The sequence below is a fragment of the Sporosarcina sp. SAFN-015 genome, from assembly GCF_059415085.1.
Window position 1 is genome coordinate 152,596 of record NZ_JBPFDR010000002.1, and the last position, 21,075, is coordinate 173,670.

A 21,075-nucleotide genomic window follows, 5' to 3' on the forward strand; every position below is an offset into this window, starting at 1 on the left:
GCGCATGGCAATTTACATAGTTAAAAGATTCTTCATGATGATTGCGACTATCCTCATCATCGCGACACTGACATTTTTTTTGATGCATTCAATACCGGGTTCACCGTTTGATGAAGAACGGACATCGAACCCGACAATCCAGGCGAATTTGGAGAAATTCTATAAGTTGGACCAACCGACACATGTGCAATACTTATATTATTTGAAATCGATTGCGACATTTGACTTTGGACCTTCCATTAAAAAGCCGAACGACTCAGTGAATAAATTACTTGCGAGGGGTTTTCCGATATCACTCGAACTAGGAATGGTAACGATCATCGTTGCGGTTCTATCGGGGATTACATTAGGGACATTTGCCGCCTTGCGACATAACGGCATTATCGATTATGCGGCGATGGCTTTCGCGGTCGTCGGGATATCCGTTCCGAACTTCGTATTGGCGACGGTGCTGATCCAGCAATTGGCGGTAAACTGGAATCTCCTACCGCCAGCGACGTGGAGCAGTCCGCTTCACATGATCTTGCCGACATTGGCGCTTGCCACTGGTCCTACCGCAATCATCGCACGTCTGACACGTTCGAGCATGCTCGAAGTGCTGACCCAAGATTATATGAAAATGGCGAGAGCGAAAGGACTATCACCGATGCGGATAGTGCTTCGGCACGCACTTCGCAATGCGCTCATGCCGGTCGTCACAATTATGGGGACGATGCTTGCAGGGATTTTGACGGGGACATTCGTTATTGAAAAAATCTTTGCGATACCGGGCATGGGGAAATACTTTGTCGAGAGCATCAATAACCGTGATTATCCGGTCATTATGGGCTCGACTGTATTCTATAGCGCATTCCTCGTATTCATGTTGTTTTTAGTAGATATCGTCTACGGATTCCTTGATCCTCGCATTAAACTTCACCGAAAGGAAGGTGAGGCGTGATGGTGAGTCATCAGCAAAACGTAGAAGTCCAGGATGAATGGTTCCAACCGAAAGGAAAGGACACGGAAAAAGCAGAATCGGTCGTACGTCCGTCGCTCTCCTATTGGAAAGACGCCTGGCGCAGATTACGGAAGAATAAAATGGCGATGGGCGGCTTGGTATTCTTAATTATCCTAACGCTTTTCGCGATATTCGCTCCGATTCTGTCACCGCATAATATAGAAACGACGCAATATGCAAACCAAAACTTGCCGCCGTCCTCGACACATTGGTTCGGCACGGACGACAAAGGATGGGATGTCTTTACGAGAACTTGGCACGGTGCACGCGTATCGCTGTTCGTAGGTGTTGCTGCCGCATTGATCGACTTTTTCATCGGAATTATCTATGGGGGGATAAGCGGTTATAAAGGTGGAAGGACAGATACAGTGATGATGCGTATCATTGAAATCTTGTACGGGCTTCCCCACTTGCTCGTCGTCATTCTGTTAATGGTTATCATGGGACCGAGCTTAACGACAATCATCGTAGCGCTGACAATTACAGGATGGGTCGGAATGGCCAGGATTGTCAGGGGACAAGTGCTTCAAATTAAAAACTACGAATTTGTAACCGCCTCAAAATCATTTGGAGCCAAAACACCAAGGATCATACGGAAAAACTTGCTGCCGAATACAATGGGTCCGATCATCGTTCAAATGACATTGACTGTACCGAGTGCCATCTTTGCGGAAGCCTTCCTAAGCTTCATTGGGCTAGGAATTCAAGCCCCTGTTGCGAGCTGGGGGGTCATGGCGAATGATGCGTTGCCGGTTATCTTGTCAGGTCATTGGTGGAGGTTATTTTTCCCTGCATTCTTCATTTCAATGACAATGTTTGCATTTAACGTCCTCGGAGACGGTATGCAAGATGCACTTGATCCGAAACTGAGGGGGTGACTGGATTGGATAATAGAAAATATGCACCGTTGGATGAAAGTCATGGCGGGACAGCAGTCGCGCAGGAACCAAAAAAATTACGCAAGCGCAATAAAATATTTACAGACGTCATGCTTTCTGTACGTGACCTACACGTATCGTTTAAGACATTTGGGGGGGAAGTACAAGCGCTTCGCGGCGTTTCATTCGATCTTTACAAAGGAGAGACGCTTGCGATCGTCGGAGAGTCAGGCTGTGGGAAAAGTGTCACCGCGAATACGATCATGGGACTCATTCCTAAGCCTGCGGGCCGCATAAAAAATGGAAGTGTCATATTCAAAGGAAAAGATTTAACGAAGCTCGATAAATCCGAAATGAGAAAGGTGCAAGGGGTCGATATTTCGATGATCTTCCAAGACCCGATGACCGCTTTGAATCCGACACTCAAAATCGGAGAGCAATTGACGGAAGGTTTGCGAACCCACCAAAAAGTTAGTAAAGAAGAAGCACGGAAAAAGGCGATTAATCTTCTGGAAGTGGTCGGCATCCCGAATCCAGAGGAGAGGATGAAGCAATATCCTCATCAGTTTTCCGGAGGGATGCGGCAACGGATCGTCATTGCAATTGCTCTAATCTGTGAGCCAGAACTGCTTATCGCCGACGAGCCGACAACCGCACTGGACGTTACAATCCAGGCACAGATTCTAGAGCTGTTCGAAGAAATACAGGAACGGACAGGCGTTTCAATCATTCTCATTACACACGATTTAGGGGTTGTAGCGAAAATAGCGGATCGAATTGCGGTCATGTATGCAGGAAAAGTCATTGAAATCGGGGGGAAGCGTGAAGTGTTCTACACACCGCAGCACCCCTATACGAAAGGGTTGCTCGCTTCCGTCCCACGACTCGACTTAAAGGAAGAGGAGCTTCAACCGATTGAAGGGACGCCGCCAGATTTATTCGCTCCGCCGATCGGATGTCCGTTTACGGCAAGATGCCCATTCGCTATGGAAGTGTGCGACCGCGTATACCCTACAACAACCAGCTTGTCCGATACACATGCCGTCGACTGCTGGCTGCAGGACGAACGGGCGAAGAAAGTTTTTACATTCAACTAGGTTTTCCGCACGAAAGTGCTTAGCAAGTCATATATAAACAAAGGGGGCTATTGAAATGAAGAAATGGTTGACATTCTTGATGGTGGCAATGCTTGCACTCGTACTTGCAGCATGTACCGCGAACAAGGACGCAGGCAAGGAACCGGAAGAACCGGCGGATACTACATCGACGGATGATGGGAAAGAAGAAGGCAAGACAGAAGAGGCAACTTCCGGGGAGAAAATCCTCTTAATGAACAACGGGGAAGAGCCGACATCGTTCGATCCGTCCATCGGATTCAACGCAGTGTCTTGGAGCGCTCTCAATAATATCATGGAAGGTTTGACACGCCTTGATGAAGACCATAAAGCGGTCGAGGCAACAGCTGAAAAAATCGACATTTCCGAAGACGGATTAACGTACACATTCACAATCCGCGATGGCGCGAAGTGGTCCAACGGAGATCCGGTTGTAGCAGGTGACTTCGTATTTGCATGGAAGCACATGTTGAATCCGGAAACAGCGTCTCCAGCAGCGTTCCTAGCTTACTTTATCGAAGGAGCGGAAGCATACAATAACGGAGAAGGCTCCGCTGATGACATCGCTATCGAAGCTCAAGATGACAAGACGTTCGTCGTCAAATTAACTGCACCAAACGAAGCATTCTTGAACATTATTACAAATCCAAGCTTCTTCCCAATCAATGAAAAAGTAGCGTCTGCTGATCCAGCTTGGCATACAGAAGCTGCAACATTCGTAGGGAATGGGCCGTTCAAATTGACTGCATGGGACCACGATGTCAGCTTCGAATTTGAAAAGAACGAACATTACTGGGATGCAGGGGCTGTTAAGTTGGATAAAGTTCACTGGGCAATGGTGAACGACTCAACGACAGCTTATCAAATGTATCAAGCTAATGAATTGGATGTAACAGGCGTACCATCTGAAATTGCTGATCAGTTGAAGGATAGTGAAGAGCTACGCATCGATGACCAAGCGGGCTTGTATTTCTATCGTTTTAACACTTCAATGGAACCATTTACGAACAAAAAGATCCGCCAAGCATTTGCATTTGCGGTTGATCAAGAAGAAATCGTCAATTTTGTAACGAAAAATGGCGAGAAGCCAGCACATGGCTTCGTCACATATGGCTTCATCGGACCGGATGGTCAAGAATTCCGTGATTCCGTAGGCGACCTCGTCTCCTTCGATCCGGAAAAAGCAAAACAACTTTTGGAAGAAGGTATGAAAGAGGAAGGCTATTCAGAGCTTCCGAAAGTGACAATTTCTTATTCTACGAGCGAATCACACCAGAACATCGCGATTGCTCTTCAATCCAAGTTTAAGGAAGTGCTCGGAGTTGACGCAGAGCTTCAAAATGTTGAAAGCGGAGTATTCCTTTCAGAGCAAAAAGAGTTCAAATACCAAATGTCCCGTTCTTCTTTCTTGCATGACTATGCTGACCCTGTGAACGCGCTCGAAAGCTTCATTACTGGCTCTTCGATGAACCGTACAACATGGTCGAATGCGGAATATGACAAGCTCATCGCGGACATCAAAAATGAAACTGACGAAAATAAACGTTGGGAATTACTGAAACAGGCAGACACGCTTCTCATGGATGAAATGCCTGTATTCCCACTATACTTCTACAACCAGACATCACTTGAAAAACCGGGCGTATCCGGTATCCTGCGTCACCCTGTCGGCTATGTCGATTTGAAATACGCGGATAAGAACTAATGAACAAGTCGCGGTGTCCTTCATGGCGCCGCGATTTTCTAATTATGCGTATTTGGATAAAGATATCCATGTTAACAATGATTATTAATGGAAAGAGGTGCCGGAGATTGAGAATACGACCGAAAAGGCTGCATGCAGGGGATACGATTGGAATCGTTGCTCCTTCAAGCCCTCCGAATCAAGCCAATCTAGAACGCTCTCTCGCTTTTCTTGAACAGCTTGGACTGAAATGGAAATTCGGGCGACATGTAAATAATGTCAATGGTTATTTAGCAGGTTCGGATGATGAAAGGCTGCAAGACTTGGAAGACATGTTCGCGGACCCGTCCATCAGCGGCATCATTTGTGCGGGGGGCGGATATGGTTCGGCTCGCTACACGGATCGGCTGGATTTGCAGTTGATTCGGGAAAACCCGAAAGTGTTTTGGGGATTCAGCGACATTACATTCCTCCATACGGCAATCGGCCTGTATTCGAACCTTGTCACCTTTCATGGTCCGATGCTTGCATCTTGTGTCGGAAAGGACACTTTCCATGAACTCTCCGCAAAAATGTTCCGGCAATTGTTCGAACCGATGGAGCTACATTATACCGAGGAGATTTCCCCGTTAAACGTACTTGCAAGTGGCAGTGCGCAAGGCGAGCTTGTCGGAGGGAATCTGTCACTGCTTGCGGATACGATCGGGACGAAATTTGAAATCGACACGAAAGGGAAGCTGCTATTCATCGAAGACGTTGGAGAGGAGCCGTACCGAGTCGATGGGATGTTGAACCAATTGCGAATGGCGGGGAAACTGTCAGATGCAGCTGGAATCGTTATCGGGGATTTCTCGGATGTAGAACCAAAGAAACAGCAGAGGACCTTGTCATTGGATGACGTGTTCCACCATTATTTGGGCGGATTAGCAAAGCCGGTTGTGGAGGGCTTCAAGATAGGTCACTGCGAGCCGCATTTCGCGATTCCCCTAGGGGTCGCCGCAAAGCTGGACGCAGATCAAAAGACATTGACGATTTTACCGGGGGTGGAATGAATGCGCATCCGCTCAATCGAAACAATTCCCGTCGCTGTCCCGTTGACGAAGCCGTTTAAAACGGCGCTTCGGACAGTGACGACAGCATATGCCATCTACGTGAAAGTGACTTGTGAAGACGGACGCACCGGTTGGGGAGAAGCGCCTCCGACCCACGTTATTACAGGCGATTCCCTCGGAAGCATTACATACGCGATTGAAGAGGTGATTGCGCCGCTTTTAGTAGGGAAGGATGTTCGGAATCGCGAGGAGATATTCCGCCTGGTGAAACGGTCAATCGTCCGCAATACAAGTGCAAAAGCCGCTGTAGACATGGCCATCCATGACCTGCTTGGGCAGTTAGCGGGCATACCGCTCTATCAATTGCTTGGTGGGAACAGAAGCGAAATTGAAACCGACTTCACGGTGAGTGTCAACGATGCGGCTGAAATGGCAGATGATGCAGAGCGTTATATTGCTGAAGGCTTTAACGTATTGAAAGTGAAAGTCGGCATCGGGGACATTAACGAAGATATTGAGCGAATCCGGGCGATTCGGGAACGAGTAGGGGCGGCACCAAAAATTCGGCTCGATGCGAACCAAGGGTGGAAGCCGAAGGAAGCGATCTTTGCGATTGGAAAGATGGAGGACGCAGGGCTCGATATTGAATTGATTGAACAGCCAGTGCTTGCAGATGATATCGATGGGCTATTGTATGTGACAAATCATACACTCACACCGATCATGGCGGATGAAAGCGTGTTTTCCGCGAAAGATGCACTCCATGTATTGGAGCGTCGGGCGGCAGATTTGATTAATATTAAACTAATGAAATCGGGTGGAATCCACGAGGCATTAAAGATCAATGCATTGGCGGAAACGTACGGCGTTGAATGCATGGTCGGCAGCATGATCGAGACGAAGCTCGGTATAACAGCTACAGCCCATTTTGCTGCTAGCCAGCCGAACATTACTAGATTCGATTTCGATGCACCGCTTATGTTGGCAAAGGATATTGTCGCAGGCGGCATCGTCTATGACGGAAGGGTCATCCGGCTGCCTGAAGGGCCAGGGCTCGGATTGGATCAGGAAGGAATGGAACTGATCGGGAAGGGGACAGGACAATGACGGAGTTGACAGTGAATATGTACGCATGCGCAGTGCCGGTCGCGACTGTTTGGACTTCACCAGAGTCGGCGCGGGAGATGGACGTTGACGGTATTTCTAATCCGCTTCAACTGAACAAATGGCTGGAGAAGCTTGCATATGAAGAACGGCTGGACTTGTGCAACGGCAATCGAGTGCAGACGCAAATTTTGTACGGTGAACCTGTCATCGTTGACGAAATCGAAGGTGAATGGGCGAAGGTGATTGCCGTCTGGCAGCCGTCAAAGAAGGATGAACGCGGCTATCCGGGGTGGGTGCCGTTGCGCCAATTGAAAAAGGCATCGCCACTTGCAGAGGCCGGTGGATTCGTAAGAGTGTCGGTCCCAAAATCGCAATTATGGAATCCGGACGGGACGCCTTTTATCATTGTTCCGTTCAATACGATTTTGCCGCTGACCGATGAAAGCGACGACTACTTCCATGTGCAAACACCTGATGGGGACGCATTAGTTTTGAAAACGGATATCGTGCGGGCCTCATCCGTCCATCAATTTAAAAAGCGGAAAGCGGCGGCCGCTGTCGAAGAGGGCCTTGCCTATTTGGATCTTCCATATTTCTGGGGTGGCATGTCCTCGTACGGCTTTGATTGCTCCGGCTTCACGTACAATATGCTGAAAGCTTGCGGGCATTTCATCCCACGGGATGCGGGCGATCAGGCGAGAAGCGGCGAGGAAGTGCCGATGGATAAGCCGGAGCATTGGGAAAAAGGAGATTTGCTATTCTTCGCAAATGACGAAGGAAAAGGAAACGTCCGTCATGTCGGGTTTTATTATGGAAATGGATTGCTTCTTCATTCTCCTTCAACAGGGCAGTCGATCGAGCTAGTAAAGCTTGCAGGTTCGAAGCTGGAGCGGGAATTATGCGCAGTCCGCCGGTATGGCAAAGATGAAGGGGGAAATTGAATGGCTCACGATGTGATTTTATCCGTAAAGGATTTGAAACGCCATTTTGATGTAGGCAAAGGATTGAAGCTGAAGGCTGTCGACGGTATCAGTTTTGACATTTTCAGAGGAGAGACGTTCGGGCTTGTCGGCGAATCGGGCTGCGGCAAATCGACAGCGGGCCGGACAATCCTAGGCCTGTACAATAAAACGGACGGCGAAGTTCTCTACGAGGGACGAAGTGTCCATACGATGACTGACAGTGAACGGCAGCGCTTTTTAAAGAAAATGCAGATGATCTTCCAAGATCCGTACGCATCATTGAATCCCCGTTCCACTGTGTATGAAATTATTTCGGAGCCGATGCAAATCCATGGGATGTACAAGACGCAAGCGGAGATGAGAGCACGTGTCAATGAATTGCTTGAGGATGTCGGCTTGAACCGGGATCATGCGAACCGTTACCCGCATGAGTTTTCCGGCGGTCAACGGCAACGTATCGGCATCGCCCGTTCACTGGCTCTTGACCCGGAATTCATCATCGCTGATGAGCCGATTTCCGCGCTCGATGTGTCCGTGCAAGCGCAAGTCGTTAAACTACTTCAACGTCTGCAGCGGGAGAAGGGCTTGACGTATTTATTCATCGCACATGATCTGTCGATGGTCAAATACATTTCCAGCAGGATCGGCGTTATGTATTTAGGGCATATGGTAGAGCTCACTACGAGCGCGCAGCTTTATGACAAGCCGCTTCACCCTTACACGGAAGCGTTGTTATCGGCGATTCCAATTCCAGATCCGGATATCGAGGAGTCGCGTGAACGGATTTTATTAAAAGGTGAGCTGCCAAGTCCGATTAATCCGCCATCTGGCTGTGTGTTCCGGACACGCTGTCCGTATGCGATGCCGGTGTGCGGAGAGTTGAAGCCGAAATGGCTTGAAAAGGAAGAAGGGCATTTCGTCGCTTGTCACTTGCATGATGAGGAAGTGATGAAGCGGTCGGATGCGGTAAAGATTCCAGTAGGGTCGTCCTGATTATGATCAGGACGATTTTTTTATGGTTTATCGAATGGATCGATAGTCCCGAGATGAGCATAACTACGCCAAATTGCGCCATAACTGGCCGAAACTTGAGCATTATCTTCTGGTACTCGCGCAAAACACCCTCAAACTCGCGTATACGTGAAAAAATCGCGCAAAACATAACCGATACACGGAGGATTGCTGCGCGGGAAGCTGTATGGGCTCTGGCATTGCCAACGGCGCGATTTCCAAGGAAAAATTTCCTGTTTCCGTTAATGTTGCCAAGGATATTTGGTTATCTTATAATAGTATCGTTGTAATTCCTCTTTTCCCTCTATCGGCCTGCATCGCGCCAGGTCCCAATCAATCGGGCTGCGCCAGCCCTATATTGCATACTCTTGCAAGACACAAGAATTCGAAAAAATTGAATAGGAAAGGCAGACGGAGTAGAATACTGTCTTTAGTTGTCGAAAATGTCTGATTATAATTCGGGGGTGTTTTTTGTTGAAGTTATCACCAGTTGAACAGGAAAAATTGATGTTGCACGTGGCGGGAGAGCTTGCGCTGAAGCGGAAGGCCCGTGGGGTAAAGTTGAATTACCCTGAGGCTGTGGCTCTTATTTGTCATTTTATTATGGAAGGCGCTCGTGATGGTAAGTCCGTCGGTCAGTTGATGAGTGAAGGAAAGCAGTTGCTGACAGCGGATGATGTGATGGAAGGCGTCGAAGATATGGTGAAGGATGTGCAGATTGAGTGCACATTTCCGGACGGAACAAAATTGGTTACGGTGCATCACCCAATTCAATAATAGAGGGGGTTTTTCGTTTGAAACCAGGAGAGATCAAGGCTGCTGAAGGATGGATTGAAATTAACGTGGGGCGTGATGTGAAGACGGTGAAGGTCGCAAATACAGGTGACCGTCCGATTCAAGTCGGGTCTCATTTCCATTTCATAGAGGTGAATAAATTTCTTGAATTCGACCGTGAGCAGGCGGTCGGAATGCATTTGAACATACCTTCAGGGACAGCGGTGCGTTTTGAGCCGGGCGAGGAGAAGGAAGTGGAGCTTGTCGAGTTTGGCGGGAAGCGCCATGTGTTCGGTTTGAATAAATTGACAGAAGGTTCCACTCATAAAAGAGATGAGATTGTAGAGAAGGCATCGGATGGCGGATTTAAAGGAGCTGACAGTTAAGTGAGAATTACACATGAACAGTATGCAAGAATGTTCGGCCCGACTGTGGGCGACAAGGTTCGTTTAGCGGATACCGATTTATGGATTGAAATCGAAAAGGATTATACGACGTATGGAGATGAAGGCATTTTCGGCGGTGGTAAATCCCTTCGCGTGTCAATGGGACAGAACAGCGAGAAGACGTCCGACGAAGGCGTGCTTGATACGGTCATTACAAATGCGACGATCATTGACTATACAGGGATTGTGAAGGCGGATATTGGGATAAAGAATGGAAGGATCGTCGGCATTGGCAAGGCGGGAAATCCGAATACAATGGATGGTGTCGATCAAGGCATGATTATCGGAGTCGGCACGGAAGTGTACGGCGGCGAAGGCTTGATCGCGACAGCGGGTGCGGTCGACACACATATCCACCTCATTAGCCCGCAGCAGGTGGATGTGGCATTGAATGCAGGAACGACAACATTCATTGGTGGTGGGACAGGTCCGGCATCTGGTTCAACTGCGACGACAGTGACGCCGGGGAAATGGCATTTGCATCGGATGCTTCAGCAAATTGAAGACATTCCGTTGAATATAGGTATTTTCGGGAAAGGTAGCGCTGCTTTTCCAGAACCGCTTGTTGAACAAGTCCGAGCGGGTGCAATTGGCATGAAAATCCATGAGGACTGGGGGGCAACTCCGTCGGCATTAGATCAAAGCTTGAAAGTGGCGGATGAATATGACATTCAGATCGCTCTGCACTCCGATACGTTGAATGAAGCTGGTTTTGTCGAGGATACGATCAATGCGATTGATGGACGGGTCATCCACGTTTTCCATACGGAAGGTGCTGGCGGAGGTCATGCGCCTGACCAGTTGAAGATGGCATCATTGCCGAATGTATTGCCGGCTTCGACAAATCCGACGAAACCTTTTACAGTCAATACGATTGATGAGCATATGGACATGCTCATGGTTTGCCACCATTTGAAGCGTGATGTGGCGGAAGATGTCGCTTTCGCAGACTCGCGAATCCGTCCGGAAACAATCGCTGCAGAGGACATAATGCAGGATCTTGGAATTTTGAGCATCATGTCATCCGACTCCCAAGCTATGGGCCGCGTTGGTGAAGTGGCGATACGGACATGGCAGACGGCGGATAAGATGAAGAAGCAGCGAGGTCCGCTTCCACAAGATGAAGGAAAGGGCCATGATAATTACCGCGTTAAGCGATACATTTCAAAATATACGATCAACCCTGCGATTGCCCAAGGAATTTCGCATGAGATCGGTTCCATTGAAGAAGGGAAATTGGCGGATATCGTTTTATGGGATCCCGCATTTTTCGGCGTAAAAGCACAAGTTGTTATTAAAGGCGGCATCGCGGTGTATGCAATGACGGGCGATCCGAATGCTTCCATTCCAACTCCACAGCCTTTAATGGGCCGCCGGATGTACGGCTACCATGGACAAGGTCCTCAAAATGCCGCAATGACATTCCTGCCAAAAATCGCAGTGGAAGAAGGACTTCCGGAACAGCTGGGGCTGAAAAAGATGATTGGAACGGTGAAAAATTGTCGTAACGTATCAAAGGCGGACATGAAGCATAATAGCGAAATGCCCGTAATTGACGTCGACCCGGAGACATATGAAGTGAAAATCGACGGCGAACTCGCCACGTGCGAACCGGTAGACGTACTGCCAATGGCGCAGAGGTATTTTTTATTCTAATAAAACCCCAGTCTTAGCTATGAAGGAGAATACAAGATGCTAATTGAAAAAATCATATGCAATATCGGTGATACAGAAGAAATCCCAGGAAAACGCATCGAATGGGTCGAACTCGAATGGGAAGAATTAAGCAAACGAATTTTGCGTACGGAATCGACAGAAGGTACGGATGTCGCATTGCGCATCGATCAGGAAGAGCCTTTGAAATACGGTGACTTGCTGTTCGAAGACGACGAGCGATGCATCGTGATCCGGACGAAGATGGAACCGGTCATCGTCATTCGTCCGAAAGATATGGTCGAAATGGGCAAAGCTGCATTCGAGCTTGGCAATCGCCATACTCCAGCGTTAATCGAAAAAGATGAAATTGTCGTCCGCGCAGATCACACGTTGGCGCCATTATTGGATGAGGTGGGTGTGGACTATGAGACGACAGAACGAAGATTCAAACAACCTTTCAAATACCGTGGCCATTCCCACTGATATTCAGTTTTTGCGTTTGCTTCAAATTCACGATTCAGCATTCCCGATCGGCACCTATACGCAATCATACGGAATGGAAACGTATATCCAGGAAGATATTATCCGGAAGAAAGAAGAGCTGATTGACTTTTGCACGACTTTCCTCCATCAAAATCTCGTATATGGCGATGCTATTCTCATTCAGGAAGCGTATAAGGCTGCAAAGCAACGTGATACGGATCGGCTGTTGCATTTGGAAAATCTTTGCGGGGCCATCAAACTTGCAAAAGAATCCCGCGATGCGAGTGTCAATTTGGGCAGGCAGTTCATCAAAACAGTTTCACCGCTCGTCGAGGATGCCTTTTTCGACGAGTGGAAAAACCGGATCGATGCGAATGAAATAAAAGGGCATTATGCAATCCTTTACGGAATTTATTGCGCTGTCAATGATATGGAGGCTCATTATGCAGTCCTATCGTATTTATTTTCATCGGTGAACGGGCTTGTCCAAAACGCAGTGCGTGCAGTGCCGTTCGGACAAAATACGGGTGTGCAGGCAATGCATCAATTGGCTGAAGAAGTCGTTGTAGCTGCCGGAATTGTTGCCGGTTTGCAAGAATCGGATATTAGTAACAATGCGTTAGGCATTGAGCTTGCATCAATGAAGCACGAATATTTATTTTCAAGATTATTTATTTCATGACAGGAGGCGTTTCTATATATGAAACCAGTACGTATCGGAATCGGGGGTCCCGTCGGATCGGGCAAAACATCGCTCGTCGACGCACTGACCCGCGCAATGCATGAAGATTATAACGTTGCAGTGATTACGAATGATATTTATACACGTGAGGATGCGCAATTCCTCATGAATCACGGTGTGTTGAATGAAAACAGGATTCTCGGAGTAGAGACTGGCGGATGCCCGCATACCGCAATCCGTGAAGATGCGTCTATGAACTTCGCGGCAATCGATGAGTTGAAGGAACGTTTCAATGATCTTGACATCATTTTCGTTGAGAGCGGCGGCGATAACCTGTCCGCGACATTCAGCCCTGAGCTTGTAGATGGGTATATATATGTAATCGATGTTGCAGAAGGACAAGATATTCCTAGAAAAGGAGGCCCGGCGTTAACGAGATCCGATCTTTTATTGGTCAATAAAACTGACCTTGCTCCGCATGTCGGCGTTGATCTTGAATTGTACGAGAGCGACGTGAAGAAGATGCGAGGCGGCCGCCCTTACGTTCTCGCGGACGTCCGTACACGGAAAAATGTCGACCAGATCGTCAATTGGATCAAACGGAATATGTTGCTAGAAGGCGCAGGGACTTCAAGTGCTGGCGAGTAAAGTTGCTCGTCGACACCATAATGGAGTGCTGGATATGGTGTTTGAGCCGAGAAGAGGCTACACCCGGTTGACGCATGTATTCCAGCAGCCTCCATTGAAGGCGAGCCGTGAGTTATACGAAGGTAATGACCCTACGGCGACGGTCTATTTGATGGAGTCGTCGGGTGGAATGGTGGCAGGCGACCGGAATGACATTTCAATCCGCCTACTGCCCGGTAGCAAAGCAAGAATCATCCAGCAATCGGCGTTAAAGGTATACAGGTCCCATACAGGTGAAACTTGCGTACAATCGATAGATGTGGAGGTCGCAGAAGACGCTCGTCTTGAATGGATGCCTGAAGTGATCATCCCATTCGCAGATTCCAAGTTTCAAATGGAAACGACGATCCGTTTGGCAAAGGGCTCAACTTTGCTTTGGGGGGAAATTCTCGCTCCTGGCCGGGAGATGCGCGGGGAAGTATTCGATTTCTCTTCATTAAAATCAATGATGAAGATTTATGTCGATGAGGAGCTGCTCGCCTTCGACAGCATTCATTTCGTCCCAGAAAATCTACATCTGCATAAGCTTGGTTTACTTGAAGAGGCATTGTATGTCGGATCCATTTGGCTCGTTTCCGATGAAGCGGACAAAATTGATCTACGGGCGATTCAGGAAGCGATGAACGTTGGCGACGGATTACGTGCAGGCGTTACCAGACTAGCTGGAAATGCGGTGCATTGCCGTTTTCTTGGGGTCAATCAATGGAGACTGCAGCAGGAATTGAAACGTGTCTTTTCCGAATTGTCGGCGCTCATATGAAAGTGCGAGGGAAACTATGTATAAACAAAAACTGATGATAGTGTTAATTGGAGTAATCATGCTCGTTGCCATTGCAGGCTGCGGGAAAAAAGAGACGTCTGTCGTGAAAGAAAACAGTCTTATTTATGCTTCGGAATCAGAGTTTGATGGATTGAATCCGCTCCTTGAGGAGACGAATTTGGACGCGCTTCTATTCCGCGGGCTGTTCCGCTTTGACGAAAACAATGTACCGAAAGAGGATATTGCAGAGTCGTTCACTATGACGGATGACAAATTGACGTACACATTCAAGTTAAGAGAGGACATCCGATTTCATGATGGTGAACCGCTAACTGCGGACGATGTCATCTTTACAATTGAGAGTGTTTTGGATGACAAGAATTCATCGTTCTTGAAGTCCGATTTCAATGAAGTAGAATCCTTGAAGAAGATCGACGACTATGAATTTGAACTGAAGCTGAAGCACCCTTTCACGCCGATATTGGATAAATTGACGTTGCCGATATTGCCAAAGCATGCGTTTGACGGCGTGGATATGCGGACAGCAGATTTCAATAGCCATCCGATCGGTGCAGGGCCTTATCAGTTCGACCGATGGGATCGGGGAAATAGCTTGACGTTGAAAGCGTATGAGCAATTTTATGGCACGAAGCCATCCATCGAGAAAGTCATTTTCAAATTCATTCCTGACAGCAATGTAAGGGCCTTGCAATTAGCTTCGGGAGAAGTCGATATTGCATTGCTCGACCCGGTACAAGTCGGTGAACTGGAGAAACGGGATTATGTGAAGATTTACAATATCGATACCGCGGACTACCGAGGAATCCTTTTCAATATGCAAAATGATGTATGGCAAGATGTACGGGTGCGGCAGGCATTCAGCTACGCCATCGATCGAGCGCAAATTGTGAAAGGTATTTTGAAAGGGTATGGGAAAGTGGCTTATTCGCCTCTTCAAAAACATGCTTTTCATAATGAAAACATCGAAAAATACAGCTTTGATATCGCACATGCCGAATCCTTGCTGGATGAAGCCGGTTGGAAAAAATCAGAAGACGGTTTCCGCTATAGAGACGGTAAGAAGCTGAGCTTTACAATCACAGCTCCTGCTTCCGATGCGGTGCGCGTCAATATGGCGAACTATGTTGCGGAAGGCTTCAAGTCGATCGGAGCGGATGTCAACGTGGCGGCGCTTGATTGGAGTGCCATCACGATTGAAGAGACAGACGCTTTCATGATCGGATGGGGCAGTCCGTATGACGCGGATCATCATACGTATAGTTTGTTCCATTCTTCGGAATCAAGCTTGACAGGATCCGGTTATAATTACGGAAGTTATTCGAATAAAAAAGTAGATGCATTGCTTGAAAAAGGTCGTTTGTCAATGGATGAGCAGGAAAGGAAGACTAGCTATATGGACTTCCAAGAAGAATTGGCGAACGATCCGGCATTCGCATTCATCGCATATGTCAATGCAGTTTATGGCATTCACGGAAATATCGAAGGTGTAAAGGAGCGTACACTCGGTCATCACGGCTCCGGTTTCCTTTGGAATGTCGAGGAGTGGAAGTGGAATGACCGTTAAATGGGTCGGGAAGCGCATGATGTTGGGGATACTCGTCCTCTTCATCGTGAGCTTCCTCTCTTTTTTCATTATGCATGCGGGACCGGGTAGTTCCGCGACTGCCTATTACGGAGGCAATGCCCAAACGTTGACTGCCGCAGAAAAAGAGCGGATCAGCAAGGCTTTTGCATTGGACCGTCCGCTGATCGTCCAATACGGGGCATGGTTGAAAGAGACCGTGAAAGGGAATCTCGGCATGTCTGCGAAAGAGGGCCGCCCTGTTGCTGCGATTCTTGGAGAACGGCTGCCGAATACGTTATTGTTGTTTGGGGCATCGATGTTTTTTATTATTTCGGGGTCGATTTGGCTCGGGATGGCGGCGGGTATGCGGCCTGGATCGTTGCTGGACCGAGGTCTGTCGGCATTCAGTATCGCATCTTCTTCCATTCCGGCGTTTTGGCTCGGAATTTTATTCATTTATATATTCGCTGTTACACTAGGTGTCTTGCCGTCGTCCGGTACGAGAAGCCTAGGAGGGGATGGCGGTTTTGGTGATAAAATGAAACATCTCCTCATGCCTGCAGCTGTCATTGTCTTAACGCATGTCGGACTTTACGCACGCTTTCTCCAAGAAAGCGTGAAATCCGAAATTGCAAGCTATTATGTGATGGCGGCAAGGGCGAACGGTGTTGAGGAAAGGGAAATTAGGCGAGGAGTTTTACGGAATGCCTTTATCCCATATTTGAATTATCTCGGAGTCACGATCCCTTCATTTTTCGGAGGCTCTGTCATTGTGGAAGCATTATTTTCCTGGTCGGGCATCGGACAATTGCTCGTGAAATCGGTCATGGTGAAGGATTATCCGTTGCTTATGGGCGGCATTATGCTGACTGGTTTGATTGTCGTCATCAGCCTTTTTATCATTGATGTGCTCATGTATGTCCTCGACCCGAAACTCCGGAAAAGGGAGGTGGGCGTATGAAATCGTGGAAGAAACTTGTCTTCTGGTGCTCGCTTTTAGGTTTGATACTCGCTTTGACGTTGTTTTCGGATTTTTTGGCAACACAACCTGTAAATGAAATGGATTTAGATGCGGTTTATGCGCCGCCGGGTGAAGGCCATCTGTTAGGGACGGACCATCTCGGCAGGGATGTATATTCTCGTTTATTGCAAGGTGGAAAGGTGACATTGGCTGTCGCGTGCTTGTCGGTCGCCTTGTCATTTGTAATCGGCGTCCTATATGGAGGAATTAGCGGATATGTAGGCGGCTGGACCGATAGTGTCATGATGCGGATTTTGGAAGCCCTTATTTCAATCCCATCCCTCATATTCGTCTTAGCATTTCAGGCGATCATGCAAGGCGGAATGTGGGGGATGACATTTATTATTGGCGTGACGGGCTGGTTCACAACCGCTCGGATTGTCCGCTCGGAATTCATCCGGCTAAAGGACACGGAATATGTGAAGATGGCGAAAATGTTCGGCACACCGTTTTGGAGAATCATTACGGGTCATCTATTGCGCAATAGTCTGCCGCCGCTTTTTGTCGTGACGATCTTCAATTTGGCAGGTGCCGTGTTCATTGAAGTGTCCCTCAGCTTCCTCGGGGTCGGCATTCCGCCTGCGGTTCCATCGTGGGGCAATATGCTATACAATGCCCAAAATGATTTATTGATCGGCGCTTGGTGGATCGGTGTTTTCCCAGGAATATTGATCTTCATGACGATCTTATCTATTAACTTCATCGGGGAAGCGTTGAAGGATCCTGAAAGGGGGCGGTTCAGTGCTTGAGGTGAAGGAATTGTCGATTAATATTAATGGTACTCCTGTTGTGAATCAAAGCTCGTTTTTCATTCCGAAAGGGAAAGTGGCGGCAATGATCGGCGAAAGCGGCAGCGGAAAAAGCATGACAGTTGCAGCCATATTAGGCATATTGCCAATTGGTGCGCATGTATATGGAGAAATTCGTTTCAGAGGCGAGGATCTGTTAGAAGCTTCGAAGAAAGATATTTTAGCTTTGCGGAGACAGGAGTTTTTCACGATCTTTCAAGATCCATTGAACAGCTATAATCCAAGCGTGAAGATAGGTCGACAGCTTTACGCATTTTCTGCAGGCCGAATCGGCGATGATGAAGCTAGCTTTTTAAAGAAGATGAAGGAGATTCTTAGGAGGCTGAGTTTATCCGAAGAAATCTTGGAACGGTATCCATTCGAATTATCCGGAGGGATGCTGCAACGATGCATGATTGCTTGCGCCTTGTATGTTGAACCAACTTTGCTCATTGCAGATGAACCGACATCAGCTCTCGATAAAGTTGTACAGAAGGAGTTTTTGAAATGGCTCCGTCTATTGAATGAAAACGGAACGACGGTGTTGATTATTACGCATGACTTGGAAGTCGTGGCGGAGACAGCCGATGATATGATCGTCATGCGAAAGGGCGAAGTTGTAGAAACGGGACCTGTTGCAGATGTCTTTAGGAAACCCGTGCATGAGTATACGAAGCGTTTGCTGGATAGCCGATTTTAGGAAAGGGGGGCGGGCAAATTGCTGCAAGTGGAACATCTTTCAAAAAGCTATGGCAAGGGAAAACAGCGAAAGACTGTTCTTCACGATATTAATTTGTCGGTAGGTGAAGGGGAGCTTGTCGGAATCGTCGGCGAAAGCGGCAGCGGAAAAAGCACGCTGGCACGCCTCATCATGCGATTAGAGCCTGTGGATGAAGGAACGATTGCATTCTTTGAAACGGATGATTTCTATGCCGCCTGCCAAATCGTCTTCCAAAATGCATCCGCCGCCATGAATCCTTCCTGGACAGTCCGCCATATTTTAAAGGAGCCGCTTCGGTCGATGAAAGACGATCGGGATGCACATATCAAATTGATGCTTGGAACGGTCGGCTTGGAAGAAAAACATTTGGATCGGCGCCCTTCGGAGTTAAGTGGCGGTGAGCGGCAGCGCGTGAACTTGTTGCGCTCCATGCTAATTGAGCCAAAGCTTTTAATATGCGATGAAATCGTGTCCAACCTCGATCGTCTAGTTCAAAAGGAGATTGTCGAGCTCATTCAGAAATTGAACCGGGAGACGGGCATGGCAATTCTTTTCATTTCCCATGACTTAAAAGTTGTACAGCATTTATGCGAGCGAGTGTATGTAATGGAAGGCGGAAAGATTGTCGAGGAAAGCGTGAAACGGGATGGTCGTTTTTCATTCACGCATCCGTATTCCCGCCAATTGTTCGCGTAAGCTTGTTCAACTAATTAAGTAGTGGGTATACTGGAAAAGAGTATTGAGAGGGAGATGGATTATGGAACAACGACCAATGAGTCAATCACGGACGATCATTTCGAAACTTGTATTGCCGCCGGACACAAACCATATGCAAACAATTTTTGGTGGAAAAGTTCTGGCGTACATAGATGAAATTGCCGCTATTACAGCGATGAAACATTCGAACAAGGCGGCTGCCGTCACTGCCTCCATCGATTCGGTCGACTTCTTGTCGTCCGCCAAAGTCGGGGACGTACTTGAACTCGAAGCCGTCGTCAGCTCAACAGGGCGCACATCAATGGAAATTTTCGTCTCGGTGCACTCGATGGATCTGTTGACAGGCGCGAAAAAACTGACGACCGAATCATTCTTGACGATGGTCGCGATGGATGAAAACAACAAACCGACTCCGGTTCCAGGCGTCTATCCGGAAACCGAAGCGGAAAAACGCTTATTTGAAACAGGTCCCGCCCGCCGGAATCACCGGATACTGCGGAGGGAAATAAAGCATTAATGAAAGTCGCCGCCTTTTTATGGGCGGCTTTTTTCTTGAAACTTTCAACGGAATTTTCCGTATATAAGGAAAGGAGTGAGCATAATGAGAGCGGATATACATGAACGACAAATGGAACTGACGATGCTCCGGAATGAGCGGAATCGAGTGAAACGAAGGCTGGAAGGTGCGGAGGCACAATATAAAGAAGCGGTTCAGTTGCGCGATCGCCTGCATCGGCAGCTATCGAAGGAGCAACAGGACGTCGTGAAGTTAGGCAAGTTTTCATTTGCGAATAAAATCAAAGAGTGGACGGGCAAATGGGATGAACAAATGGAAAAGGAGATCAATGAAGTCGCGGAGGCCGAGTTGAAATACAATGAAGCTGAAAAGACGGTAACCGACTTGGAGGCGGAAGTCGGGCGGCTGCGCGCAGAGATGAAACGTGATGATTTCCTTTATGTAGATGAAGATTGGGAGGACTTTTTGAAAGAGAAAGAGGCGTGGATCCGGCAAAACGATACGACGGCGAATAGCACACTGCAGAAAATTGCTGATGACCGGGTGCGGGTGCGTTCATTGGTGAGGGAAATCGACGAGGCGTATGAGGCGGGCGACAAGGCAAAACGGGCGTTGGACGCCGCACTCGACAAGCTTGGCAATGCGGAAGGGCTGTCGATGTGGGATACATTTTTAGGCGGCGGACTTATCGTCTCCGCAATGAAGTATTCGGAAATGAACAGCTCTGACGACCTTGTGCACCGCGCACAACGGGCTCTTCGTCATTACGAGACGGAGTTGATGGACGTCCAAAATGCCGCAACAGAATCTTTCAACGTGAACCATAACGACTTTTTCACGTTTACGGATATTTTCTTTGATAATATCTTCTCCGACTGGGCGGTGCATTCACGGATTACGGACGCAAAAAGTAAGCTGAACAGCGTGCTTCACGACGTCCGCCGTGTACAAGACCAATTGCGGCGAAAACGCGATGAAGCAATGGAAGAATTGAAGCGTCTCGACCAGCAGGAGAAGGATATTATTGTGTCTTAATCAAACTCCAAAAACTCAATCCGATTGCCGAACGGGTCGTGCGAAAGAAACGGGCACGTCCTGCGATCGGCGGTTCTTCTGATATTAAACAACCGGCTGTTTCCAATCGTGATTTCAATTGTTCAAGCGCATGTACGGTGAAGCCGGGATGCGCTTTTTTGGCAGGCATGAAATCAGCTTGGATGCCAATATGAACTTCCTGCGCTCCGCATTTGAACCAGCATCCGCCGCGCCCTTGCAAGTTTTCCGGCTTCGGAATTTCTTCCATGCCAAGCAGCTTGCCGTAAAATTCGCGTGCCTGCTCTTCAGACTGAGGAGGTGCCGCGATTTGGATATGGTCGATGCCAGTGAAAAATTGAGTCATCGTATTTCGCCCCTTTTTGTTTTGTTATGT

General features: G+C 48.0%; 22 protein-coding genes and 1 pseudogene. 22 read left to right on the plus strand and 1 reads right to left on the minus strand.

The annotated features are described in order from the left end of the window. Positions 1-4: 4 nt before the first annotated feature. The 22 genes from ACR65H_RS03720 to ACR65H_RS03825 all read left to right on the plus strand — a co-directional run bounded on the left by ACR65H_RS03720 (position 5) and on the right by ACR65H_RS03825 (position 20,681). On the plus strand, positions 5-940 hold the full coding sequence (locus tag ACR65H_RS03720) for an ABC transporter permease (RefSeq protein ID WP_440498775.1): 936 nt from the start codon (positions 5-7) through the stop codon (positions 938-940). Then, complete coding sequence (locus ACR65H_RS03725) at positions 940-1,878, plus strand: ABC transporter permease (protein WP_440499203.1); 939 nt, start codon at positions 940-942, stop codon at positions 1,876-1,878. Before ACR65H_RS03720 ends, ACR65H_RS03725 begins: the two co-directional genes overlap by 1 nt. A gap of 110 nt (positions 1,879-1,988) precedes the next feature. Next, entirely contained in the window at positions 1,989-2,975 is a 987-nt protein-coding gene (locus tag ACR65H_RS03730) for an ABC transporter ATP-binding protein (RefSeq protein ID WP_440499204.1), read from the plus strand. Positions 2,976-3,030: 55 nt separating this feature from the next. After that, positions 3,031-4,698, plus strand: coding sequence for a peptide ABC transporter substrate-binding protein (locus ACR65H_RS03735; RefSeq protein WP_440498776.1), 1,668 nt, complete (start codon positions 3,031-3,033; stop codon positions 4,696-4,698). A gap of 107 nt (positions 4,699-4,805) precedes the next feature. After that, on the plus strand, positions 4,806-5,729 hold the full coding sequence (locus ACR65H_RS03740; RefSeq protein WP_440498777.1) for a S66 peptidase family protein: 924 nt from the start codon (positions 4,806-4,808) through the stop codon (positions 5,727-5,729). Next, positions 5,730-6,836, plus strand: coding sequence for a mandelate racemase/muconate lactonizing enzyme family protein (locus ACR65H_RS03745; RefSeq protein WP_440498778.1), 1,107 nt, complete (start codon positions 5,730-5,732; stop codon positions 6,834-6,836). It begins immediately after the preceding gene. Then, positions 6,833-7,777, plus strand: a complete 945-nt coding sequence (locus tag ACR65H_RS03750; protein WP_440498780.1) for a C40 family peptidase — start codon at positions 6,833-6,835, stop codon at positions 7,775-7,777. The genes ACR65H_RS03745 and ACR65H_RS03750 overlap by 4 nt, the downstream gene beginning before the upstream one ends. Beyond that, entirely contained in the window at positions 7,778-8,791 is a 1,014-nt protein-coding gene (locus ACR65H_RS03755; protein ID WP_440498781.1) for an ABC transporter ATP-binding protein, read from the plus strand. It begins immediately after the preceding gene. Between the two features lie 492 nt (positions 8,792-9,283). Next, entirely contained in the window at positions 9,284-9,586 is a 303-nt protein-coding gene (gene ureA, locus ACR65H_RS03760) for an urease subunit gamma (protein WP_440498783.1), read from the plus strand. Between the two features lie 17 nt (positions 9,587-9,603). Continuing rightward, on the plus strand, positions 9,604-9,969 hold the full coding sequence (gene ureB / locus ACR65H_RS03765; protein WP_440498784.1) for an urease subunit beta: 366 nt from the start codon (positions 9,604-9,606) through the stop codon (positions 9,967-9,969). Beyond that, on the plus strand, positions 9,970-11,685 hold the full coding sequence (gene ureC, locus ACR65H_RS03770; protein ID WP_440498786.1) for an urease subunit alpha: 1,716 nt from the start codon (positions 9,970-9,972) through the stop codon (positions 11,683-11,685). A gap of 36 nt (positions 11,686-11,721) precedes the next feature. Continuing rightward, entirely contained in the window at positions 11,722-12,168 is a 447-nt protein-coding gene (locus ACR65H_RS03775) for an urease accessory protein UreE (RefSeq protein WP_440498787.1), read from the plus strand. Beyond that, entirely contained in the window at positions 12,110-12,850 is a 741-nt protein-coding gene (locus tag ACR65H_RS03780) for an urease accessory protein UreF (protein WP_440498788.1), read from the plus strand. Before ACR65H_RS03775 ends, ACR65H_RS03780 begins: the two co-directional genes overlap by 59 nt. A gap of 18 nt (positions 12,851-12,868) precedes the next feature. Further along, the gene (ureG, locus tag ACR65H_RS03785; RefSeq protein WP_440498789.1) at positions 12,869-13,498 is read left to right on the plus strand and encodes an urease accessory protein UreG; all 630 of its coding nucleotides are present in this window, start codon (positions 12,869-12,871) and stop codon (positions 13,496-13,498) included. After that, positions 13,485-14,297 carry an urease accessory protein UreD gene (locus ACR65H_RS03790; protein WP_474760454.1) on the plus strand — a complete coding sequence of 271 codons (813 nt, stop codon included), beginning with the start codon at positions 13,485-13,487 and terminating at the stop codon, positions 14,295-14,297. Before ureG ends, ACR65H_RS03790 begins: the two co-directional genes overlap by 14 nt. 16 nt (positions 14,298-14,313) lie before the next feature. After that, positions 14,314-15,882 (plus strand): ABC transporter substrate-binding protein, encoded by a 1,569-nt coding sequence (locus ACR65H_RS03795; protein WP_440498791.1) that lies wholly within the window; start codon positions 14,314-14,316, stop codon positions 15,880-15,882. Further along, positions 15,872-16,843, plus strand: a complete 972-nt coding sequence (locus ACR65H_RS03800; RefSeq protein ID WP_440498792.1) for an ABC transporter permease — start codon at positions 15,872-15,874, stop codon at positions 16,841-16,843. The genes ACR65H_RS03795 and ACR65H_RS03800 overlap by 11 nt, the downstream gene beginning before the upstream one ends. Continuing rightward, on the plus strand, positions 16,840-17,652 hold the full coding sequence (locus ACR65H_RS03805; protein WP_440498793.1) for an ABC transporter permease: 813 nt from the start codon (positions 16,840-16,842) through the stop codon (positions 17,650-17,652). Before ACR65H_RS03800 ends, ACR65H_RS03805 begins: the two co-directional genes overlap by 4 nt. Then, a complete protein-coding gene (locus ACR65H_RS03810; RefSeq protein WP_440498794.1) occupies positions 17,645-18,391 on the plus strand; it encodes an ATP-binding cassette domain-containing protein in 747 nt (248 codons plus the stop codon). The genes ACR65H_RS03805 and ACR65H_RS03810 overlap by 8 nt, the downstream gene beginning before the upstream one ends. Positions 18,392-18,418: 27 nt before the next feature. Continuing rightward, positions 18,419-19,108, plus strand: a complete 690-nt coding sequence (locus tag ACR65H_RS03815; protein ID WP_440499205.1) for an ABC transporter ATP-binding protein — start codon at positions 18,419-18,421, stop codon at positions 19,106-19,108. Positions 19,109-19,169: 61 nt separating this feature from the next. Further along, a complete protein-coding gene (locus ACR65H_RS03820; RefSeq protein ID WP_440498796.1) occupies positions 19,170-19,646 on the plus strand; it encodes an acyl-CoA thioesterase in 477 nt (158 codons plus the stop codon). A gap of 84 nt (positions 19,647-19,730) precedes the next feature. Continuing rightward, positions 19,731-20,681: a hypothetical protein gene (locus ACR65H_RS03825; RefSeq protein WP_440498798.1), complete on the plus strand. Its 951-nt coding sequence runs from the start codon at positions 19,731-19,733 to the stop codon at positions 20,679-20,681. Here the strand turns inward: ACR65H_RS03825 and ACR65H_RS03830 are convergent. Continuing rightward, a pseudogene (locus ACR65H_RS03830) lies at positions 20,678-21,045 on the minus strand (VOC family protein). The gene ACR65H_RS03825 and the pseudogene ACR65H_RS03830 sit on opposite strands and share 4 nt — an antisense overlap. Positions 21,046-21,075 lie beyond the last annotated feature (30 nt).

Coding starts and splice junctions, on each gene's coding strand:
- ACR65H_RS03735 (WP_440498776.1), top strand. CDS start 3,031: ATGAAGAAATGGTTGACATTCTTGATGGTGGCAATGCTTGCACTCGTA.
- ACR65H_RS03780 (WP_440498788.1), top strand. CDS start 12,110: ATGAGACGACAGAACGAAGATTCAAACAACCTTTCAAATACCGTGGCC.
- ACR65H_RS03755 (WP_440498781.1), top strand. CDS start 7,778: ATGGCTCACGATGTGATTTTATCCGTAAAGGATTTGAAACGCCATTTT.
- ACR65H_RS03745 (WP_440498778.1), top strand. CDS start 5,730: ATGCGCATCCGCTCAATCGAAACAATTCCCGTCGCTGTCCCGTTGACG.
- ACR65H_RS03825 (WP_440498798.1), top strand. CDS start 19,731: ATGAGAGCGGATATACATGAACGACAAATGGAACTGACGATGCTCCGG.
- ACR65H_RS03800 (WP_440498792.1), top strand. CDS start 15,872: ATGACCGTTAAATGGGTCGGGAAGCGCATGATGTTGGGGATACTCGTC.
- ACR65H_RS03750 (WP_440498780.1), top strand. CDS start 6,833: ATGACGGAGTTGACAGTGAATATGTACGCATGCGCAGTGCCGGTCGCG.
- ACR65H_RS03720 (WP_440498775.1), top strand. CDS start 5: ATGGCAATTTACATAGTTAAAAGATTCTTCATGATGATTGCGACTATC.
- ureG (WP_440498789.1), top strand. CDS start 12,869: ATGAAACCAGTACGTATCGGAATCGGGGGTCCCGTCGGATCGGGCAAA.
- ACR65H_RS03725 (WP_440499203.1), top strand. CDS start 940: ATGGTGAGTCATCAGCAAAACGTAGAAGTCCAGGATGAATGGTTCCAA.
- ACR65H_RS03820 (WP_440498796.1), top strand. CDS start 19,170: ATGGAACAACGACCAATGAGTCAATCACGGACGATCATTTCGAAACTT.
- ACR65H_RS03795 (WP_440498791.1), top strand. CDS start 14,314: ATGTATAAACAAAAACTGATGATAGTGTTAATTGGAGTAATCATGCTC.
- ACR65H_RS03805 (WP_440498793.1), top strand. CDS start 16,840: ATGAAATCGTGGAAGAAACTTGTCTTCTGGTGCTCGCTTTTAGGTTTG.
- ACR65H_RS03775 (WP_440498787.1), top strand. CDS start 11,722: ATGCTAATTGAAAAAATCATATGCAATATCGGTGATACAGAAGAAATC.
- ACR65H_RS03730 (WP_440499204.1), top strand. CDS start 1,989: ATGCTTTCTGTACGTGACCTACACGTATCGTTTAAGACATTTGGGGGG.